Origin of the sequence: Streptomyces kebangsaanensis (assembly GCF_001906585.1) — a bacterium.
Lineage (GTDB): Bacteria > Actinomycetota > Actinomycetes > Streptomycetales > Streptomycetaceae > Streptomyces > Streptomyces kebangsaanensis.
In genome coordinates this window covers 34262-40482 of sequence record NZ_JUJA01000040.1, presented here as the reverse complement: position 1 = coordinate 40482, position 6221 = coordinate 34262, and the positions used below count along the sequence as shown (strand labels likewise).

The 6221-nt window shown below is 72.2% G+C and carries 12 protein-coding genes and 1 pseudogene; all 13 read right to left on the bottom strand.

Annotated features, from left to right (window positions below):
• Positions 1-588, bottom strand: a pseudogene (locus RH94_RS41175) (Terminase); the annotation flags it as partial.
• Positions 578-1117, bottom strand: a complete 540-nt coding sequence (locus RH94_RS05460) for a hypothetical protein (RefSeq protein WP_143203960.1) — start codon at positions 1115-1117, stop codon at positions 578-580. The gene RH94_RS05460 and the pseudogene RH94_RS41175, both read right to left, overlap by 11 nt.
• 40 nt (positions 1118-1157) lie before the next feature.
• Positions 1158-1388 carry a hypothetical protein gene (locus RH94_RS05455; protein WP_073946514.1) on the bottom strand — a complete coding sequence of 77 codons (231 nt, stop codon included), beginning with the start codon at positions 1386-1388 and terminating at the stop codon, positions 1158-1160.
• Between the two features lie 11 nt (positions 1389-1399).
• On the bottom strand, positions 1400-1993 hold the full coding sequence (locus tag RH94_RS05450) for a DNA primase (protein WP_073946513.1): 594 nt from the start codon (positions 1991-1993) through the stop codon (positions 1400-1402).
• A gap of 270 nt (positions 1994-2263) precedes the next feature.
• Positions 2264-2707 (bottom strand): HNH endonuclease, encoded by a 444-nt coding sequence (locus tag RH94_RS05445; RefSeq protein ID WP_073946512.1) that lies wholly within the window; start codon positions 2705-2707, stop codon positions 2264-2266.
• Between the two features lie 45 nt (positions 2708-2752).
• Positions 2753-2977, bottom strand: coding sequence for a hypothetical protein (locus RH94_RS05440; protein WP_143203959.1), 225 nt, complete (start codon positions 2975-2977; stop codon positions 2753-2755).
• A 2-nt stretch (positions 2978-2979) separates the two neighbouring features.
• A complete protein-coding gene (locus RH94_RS40255) occupies positions 2980-3231 on the bottom strand; it encodes a hypothetical protein (protein ID WP_143203958.1) in 252 nt (83 codons plus the stop codon).
• Between the two features lie 67 nt (positions 3232-3298).
• The gene (locus RH94_RS05435) at positions 3299-3628 is read right to left on the bottom strand and encodes a hypothetical protein (protein WP_073946510.1); all 330 of its coding nucleotides are present in this window, start codon (positions 3626-3628) and stop codon (positions 3299-3301) included.
• Between the two features lie 27 nt (positions 3629-3655).
• Complete coding sequence (locus RH94_RS40625; protein ID WP_073946509.1) at positions 3656-3916, bottom strand: MerR family transcriptional regulator; 261 nt, start codon at positions 3914-3916, stop codon at positions 3656-3658.
• Positions 3917-4058: 142 nt separating this feature from the next.
• Complete coding sequence (locus tag RH94_RS40250; RefSeq protein WP_073946508.1) at positions 4059-4334, bottom strand: hypothetical protein; 276 nt, start codon at positions 4332-4334, stop codon at positions 4059-4061.
• Positions 4335-4411: 77 nt separating this feature from the next.
• Positions 4412-5227, bottom strand: a complete 816-nt coding sequence (locus RH94_RS05420; RefSeq protein ID WP_073946507.1) for a hypothetical protein — start codon at positions 5225-5227, stop codon at positions 4412-4414.
• The gene (locus RH94_RS05415) at positions 5224-5805 is read right to left on the bottom strand and encodes a hypothetical protein (protein WP_073946506.1); all 582 of its coding nucleotides are present in this window, start codon (positions 5803-5805) and stop codon (positions 5224-5226) included. Before RH94_RS05415 ends, RH94_RS05420 begins: the two co-directional genes overlap by 4 nt.
• Positions 5802-6221, bottom strand: a 420-nt coding sequence (locus RH94_RS40245; RefSeq protein WP_234425550.1) for a hypothetical protein, incomplete at its 5' end; no start/stop codon positions are given. The genes RH94_RS05415 and RH94_RS40245, both read right to left, overlap by 4 nt.

The following is a 6221-nucleotide window of genomic DNA, read 5'->3' as shown; positions in this document are numbered from 1 at the left end:
GCGGGAGGCGGCTGCCGCGGTCGACGGCCGCACCTCGCCGCCCTGCGGCAGGAACACGCGCGTGATGCCGGCCGTGCCGGACGGCAGGCCCTCCGAGAGCGGGCCGTGCTCAAGGTTGAAGTTGATGTTGTCGTAGGTGTTCCCGGACTGGGACTCCTCCGTCGCCAGGCAGCGGATGAACGGATACGTGACCGGCCGGCCCATCGGCTCGCCCGGCTCGTACTCGTAGACGAAGTCCCGCCACCGGTACCGCTCGCCGCCCTTGGCCCACCCCGCGAACCGAACCGGGGCGAAGGCCTCGGCGAGCCCGATGAACCCGGCCAGCTCGCTCTTGGCGCGGCCCTTCGCGCGGGAGATCGCCACCGTGTCGTACAGGCGGCGGCCGTCCTCGTCGTGCGCGTAGCAGTCCAGGATCAGGCCGGCGAACTCATCATCCAGCGGCAGGAACTCCCCACCGTGCCGCGGGTGCAGCCCGATGCCCTGGACGTCACCCGGGCCGTGGACGCAGAACCATTCGATCCAGGCCAGCACCACCCCGAGCGAACGCTGGCGGGTGTGCTCGGGGGCGCGGACCTGCTCACGAGGCATCGGTCAGCCTGCGCCGACGCGACGTCAGGTCCGCCACCCCCTCCGGCGGCGTCCCGGTGACAGGGTCCTGGACGGTGGTGCCGTCATCGACCACCGTCCAGCGCAGCGCGGCCATGCCCTTCGGCGTCAGCCCGAGCCGGTCGTCGAGCTCACGCATCTCACGGCAGATCGCCAGCCGCCCGGACGCAAGCGACGCCAGCCGCTGCAGCAGCGCCTTGATCGCAGCGGCGCCTTCGGCCTGGGCATCGAGAAGCTCCCACAGCTCGAGAGAGTTGACGGTACCGATCGCGGCGAGGTCGTCCTCGAGGGACGCGCGGCGCGCGACCATCACCTCATGGCCAGGCGCCCAGGCGCAGGCCTGCGGCGTGGCCCAGGCCCACTTCCACCAGGCGCGGCCGACCTTGCCGAGCTTGGCCCAGGACGGCGGCCGCGGCGTGGGAGCAGTGCGGCCGCCCACCGGAAGCTTCGTCGTCGGGACGGTCGGCGCGTTACGGCGCCGCCTGTTCTCCGCGGGCAGCGGTCCGGGCACGGCGGTCACCTCCTGTCAGGAGAGCGCGGTGCGGGCGCCCTCAGATCGGGTCGGGGAACTCGATCACGTACTGTCCGCGGGCTCGTGCCGTGTCCTGTGTGGCCGTATCTTCCGCAGCACGCCACGGCGCTCGGATCACGTGGTCCCTCAGCTGGATCTCGCCGTCGTTGTAGCCGCGGAAGACGACACCGGTCGACTGGGTCGCATCGGTGAGACGGTCCAGAGCATCGGCGAGGGCGCGCAGGTCATCGGCGCTGAAGTGCTCGGCCATGTTCCCCTCGGTCAGATCAGCGAGGCGAGGACCTCGGAAAGGTCAGCCAGCTCGAGGGGAGCCTGGCCGTAGCGGTCGCCGAGCGCGATGTACCGGCCGGAGCTGTATGCCTCGATCGCCGCGCCGTCGTCGCGGCGGATACGGCGGCCGCGCTCGAGGCGGCCGCGCCCCCAGATGTGCAGGCCGGTCCCGGACGGCGAGACCTCGACGAACGTGGGCGGGCAGTCAGCGAGGATCCGCGCTGCCCACGGGGCCAGCCGGCCGTGCTCGATGCAGTGGTCGAGGTCCAGGACCACGACGTCGTCGCCGTCGGCCAGGACGTAGCCGAGTCCGGTGCCGTGCGGGGAGCGCACGGCTTCGGTGTACGTGCGCCAGGTCGACGGGGCGGTGGAGGAAGCGGGCCGGCCGGTGTCGGCGCGCAGCGGCGCCTTGTCTACGCCGCGGCGTACCCACCGCTCCCGGTGGCGCAGCTCGGCGGGCACGGCGTGACGGGCGCGGTGAGCTGCAACGCGGCAGCGTGTGCTGCAGAAGCGCTGGGGCCGGCCGCGGCCCGCGCGGCGCAGTTCCGCCTTGCAGGGCTGGTGCTCGCACGTCGTCCGGATCACGTTCTCAGTCTACCGCACCATGTAACGAAATGAGGCGGTGACCAGCAAGAATGACAGGAGAGTGGAGGGGTGAGGGGCTGTATGGCGTTCTGCCGTACGGGGGGTCGGATCAGCCCGGCTCGCGGCCGGCAGGGGCTGTGCATCCCCTTGGAGAGCCAGGGAGGGGCCAGAGTCCGGAACCCGTACCCAGGGCGAGGCGCTATGCCGCTCCGTGGGCCAGGATCGGCCCGGGCCGGGGGTACCCCCCACCCCCTTGGCCAGACCCCCAGGCTAGTACCCCGGCTCATCCCGGTACCGGGCCGCCTGTTCCCGCCCCCGCTCCAGGGCCTCCCTCGCTCCGCTCCCGCCACCCGCCTGCACACCGCGTGCGCCTGCGGGGCGTTGCGTGGTGGTCGGGCTCGGGGTGATGAGTCCTGGGTGCTGCGGGGTTGGACGCTGGCGGCTTGGCAGTTCGCCGCGCGCGGCTCGTGCTTGGAGTGCTGTGCGCTTGCGGTGATGGTACGTGCACAGCGTGCGGAGGTTGTTCGGGCTGTGGTCTTCGGGGTCGCCGACGTGGTCGACGTCGGTGCCTTCAGTGGTGCAGCGTTGTCCGTCGTCGATCCACGTGCACAGGTGGTCGTCGCGGGCGAGGACCTCGGCGCGGATGGCCTTCCATCCGCGGGGGCGTGGAGTGGTGCGCCATGCGGTGGCCCCCTCCTTCCAGTGACCGGCCATGTCTCCTCCTGGGTGTGGTGGAGAGTGCGGTGCGGTTGTGCGGGCTTACCGGCTGGGGTGGGGCAGGCCCCAGGAGGCCGTGTCCAGGCGGGGCAGGAGGCCACTGGCCTGCGCGTCGAGGAACGCCCGGGTGTGCGTTGCCGTGTCGGCTGTGTCGATGCCGAGGACCAGGCGCTGGGGAAAGTGGCGGTAGAGCGTGCGGAGATAGGCGTCACGGCGGCGCTCTACGTGGGCGAAGGCGCGGTCGCGGTTGGGGTAGGGGGCGCCCATCGTCACCATCTCCTCGGGTGTGGTGCGGGGCGTCCGAGACACGTGGGGTTGTGCCGGCCGAGGAGGCGGCAGGCGATGCGTCTCGGTACGCAGTAGACGAAGTCGCGGGGCTCGTGCAGGAGGTAGCTGATCCAGAAAGCTGGTCCGGTGCGGTCCAGCCAGTCCGGGGCGACGCGGGTGGCCGGGCGTAGGGCTCGGCGCGGCTGCGCGTTGCGGGAGCGCCGCGGAGGTTCGGCCTGGTCGTCCTCGTACACGGTCGTCGCCTTCGGGGTGCTCGGGGGCTGTGCCTTGGTGCAGTGGTTCCGCGTGCACGGGCGGGCGTCAGGGTTCGAACGCGGTCAGCTTCAGCTGTGCGCTGTCGACGTCGATGGGGGTGCTGCTGCCGTACAGGGCGGTGGACAGGGAGCCGAAGGAGAGGGTGGCGCCGGCGGGGATGGTGACCTCGGTGTCCTCAACGGCCTTGCCGCCGACGGTGATCGGAGTGACGAGGGTGAGGGTGTGCGGGTTCGTCGCGTCGGCGTTGCGGACTCTCAGGACGGTGCGGCCGGTGTTGGGCAGGGAGTGCCCGTTCGTCACGTCGCCGTCGACGGGTGTGGGGTCGGCGTGGCCGGCGTCGGAGAGTCGGGTGATGGGGAGGGAGGCGCGGGCCATGGCGGTACTCCAGCGGTCGGGGAGTGGTTAGGCGATGCGGCGTACGGCGGCGGTGTTCTGCCGGGCGGTGCGATGGGCGTCGGAGATCTGCTGCTGGCTGTAGACGCGCCGGCCGTGCTCGTCGTGCCGTGGGCTGGTGAGGTGGCCGCGGCGTTCCCAGGAGTAGATGGTCTGGGGGCTGCCGCCGATGAAGGCGGCAGCTTCGCGGACGGTGAACCAGATGCCGCCTTCGCCCTCGGCCCCGGCTTCGCGGCCGTGGGCGGGTGCACGGTCGGTGGGGTGGGGCAAGTGATTCACCCCCTGACATGCAGAAACCCCCGCTCGAGGCGGGGGCTTGTGTGGCGTGTGGGCACAAGTGTGCTGCTGGCACCGGATTATGCAGTGCTGATCGTCTACATGTCCAGCGGAGTGGTGTCCGTGTCGTCGATGGCTACGCCTCGGCGACCCGCCAGCAGCCGTCATCGGTCTGGAGCATGCTCTGTCCGCAGCGGGCGCACAGCCCTGTACGGCGGCGGTCTTCATACGTGGTGGCGTCGACCGGCTGGTGCTCGATGCATGTGCCGGTGTTGCGGAGGGCGATGGCGAGCGCGGCCGCGGTGCCGGGCTCGGGCTTGATGCCGAGCAGGTCGTGCTCGAGGACGGCGGTCCGAATGGGGTCCGCGCGTGCCTGGGCGGTCGTCGTGCGTCGGCGCGGCCAGAGCCTCATGCATCCTCCTCCGATACGGGTGGCCCCGCCGCGACGGGGGAGTACGCGGCGGGGCCCGGGCTCAGTGTGGCAGGCGGTCACGGCTCGGTCTCTTGGTCGCGCCACACGACGTGGGTGCGCACCGGGTTCTTCTCGTCCGGCACCGTCGTGAACGCGTTGTTGTTGTCGTTGTTGGCGGGCTGACCTGCGGCAACAACGGCAACGACGTCCGGGCCAGGGGCGAGAGCGGGGTGGGCCGCTGCGCCGCCCTTCACGCCGGTCGACGTGCCGCGGCCCTGCATCCGCACCGCCTCGACCGGGATCTCCCACCGGTCCAGCGCCTCCCGGACGCGCTCCGGGGTGGTGCCGATGTCGGCGGCGAGGACGGCCAGATGGGCGTGTGGCGTACCGACCTTCGCGAGGGAGACCCGGAGGTCCAGGAGGTTGGGCAGCAGCGGTCCGGCGGGCGTCTGCTCGACGGCGGGCTCGGGCTGCGCCTCTGGGGTGTCGGCCGGTTGCTCGCTGTCGGGCTTCGGCTCGGTGGTCGGAGGCTCTGCGGTGGCCGGCTGCTTCGGTTTCCAGTCGTCCTTGCCGCACCGGTACGCGGCGACCACCCACAGGCCAGCGGTGCCCCAGAGCAGCCACGGCGCTGCCCCGGAGGCCACTCGGGCGTACACGCCGACGATCACAGCCATGATGATCTTCCGGAGGACAGCGGCGACCGTAAGCAGCACGGCCAGGCGCAGCAGCCAGCCCACGCCGGACGCCTCCCCCAGCCAGCCCGCGGCCGCACGCCAGACCTTGCGGCCGGCGTGCAGGGCCCGGGCCGCCAGGTGGGTTGCGAGGCGGGCGGATCCGGTGGCGATCCGCTGTGCGGCCTGCCGGATCCACTGCATCGTCGTTGGCGCGCTCATACGAACGTGCCCTTCGCGAGGCCGCCGATCGCCCACGCGCCGAGCCCGTTGACGCCCTCGACGACCTGCTGCGCGATGAGCGCCGCGGTGCCCGTGCTCACGCACAGCAGGCAGCCGATCAGGACGCCCTTCCACCACTTGCCCTTGATGGCCTTGGCGATCTGCTTGCGCAGGAGCCACAGGGCGACGATGACGGCGGTGACGACGATGGCGCCGTACTGGTCGATGCGGGGGGTCGCGGCGGTGCCGAGGGGGGTGCTTTGCGCGCCGGTGAGCCACTTCATGGCCAGGTCGCCGACGCTGTTGCCGCCCCAGCGGAGGAAGCCGGCGAGGGCGCCGAGGAGCCCGGCGGGGCAGGCGATCATCAGGATGCCGCAGACGATGCCGAAGGCGAGCGGGACCAGCGCTTTCGGGTCCCTGCCGCCGCCTCCGTCGGGCCCGGCGCCCTTGGGCCCGGCACCCTTGCCGCCCTTGTGCCAGCGCCACAGTTCAGCGCCGAGCAGGGCGAGACCGAGGGCGAACCCGGCCGTGGAGATGGTGGTGGTCGTGTACTGGCTGGCGGCCAGGGTGGTGGTCATGCGGGCTTCACTCCGGTGAGGGCGTAGACGAGCGTGGTGAGGGGGAGGGCGAGGCATGTGCCGATGACCGCGGCCCAGAGCAGCAGCCGGGCCAGGGCGGCGCGCCATTTCGGCGCCCAGAGGTCGGGGTGGGCTCCGGCGGCTTCGGCCCGCTTCGCGTTGTCGACGAAGCCGAGGATGACCAGCGGGATCAGGGCCATGACCCAGGCCCCGGCGAGGGACTCCTCGTCGCGGACGGCGGCGAGAACCGCGGCCCAGGGCCCGGCCAGGCTGAGAGACAGGGCGGCGAGGGCGAGGTTGTAGCCGATGCGGATCCGCTGCCACCAGCGCGGGCGGGGCTCCGGATCCACCGGGATCAGCGGCCCGCCCTGGTCAACGGTCACGGTGACGTGGACGTCGACCGGGACCGGCGGGGG

What these genes read in the sequence shown, in the direction of transcription:
- RH94_RS05455 (WP_073946514.1), bottom strand. Translation starts at nt 1,388, where the DNA reads ATGGCCGAGCACTTCAGCGCCGATGACCTGCGCGCCCTCGCCGATGCT.
- RH94_RS05445 (WP_073946512.1), bottom strand. Translation starts at nt 2,707, where the DNA reads ATGGCCGGTCACTGGAAGGAGGGGGCCACCGCATGGCGCACCACTCCA.
- RH94_RS05440 (WP_143203959.1), bottom strand. Translation starts at nt 2,977, where the DNA reads ATGGGCGCCCCCTACCCCAACCGCGACCGCGCCTTCGCCCACGTAGAG.
- RH94_RS05435 (WP_073946510.1), bottom strand. Translation starts at nt 3,628, where the DNA reads ATGGCCCGCGCCTCCCTCCCCATCACCCGACTCTCCGACGCCGGCCAC.
- RH94_RS40250 (WP_073946508.1), bottom strand. Translation starts at nt 4,334, where the DNA reads ATGAGGCTCTGGCCGCGCCGACGCACGACGACCGCCCAGGCACGCGCG.
- RH94_RS05420 (WP_073946507.1), bottom strand. Translation starts at nt 5,227, where the DNA reads ATGAGCGCGCCAACGACGATGCAGTGGATCCGGCAGGCCGCACAGCGG.
- RH94_RS05415 (WP_073946506.1), bottom strand. Translation starts at nt 5,805, where the DNA reads ATGACCACCACCCTGGCCGCCAGCCAGTACACGACCACCACCATCTCC.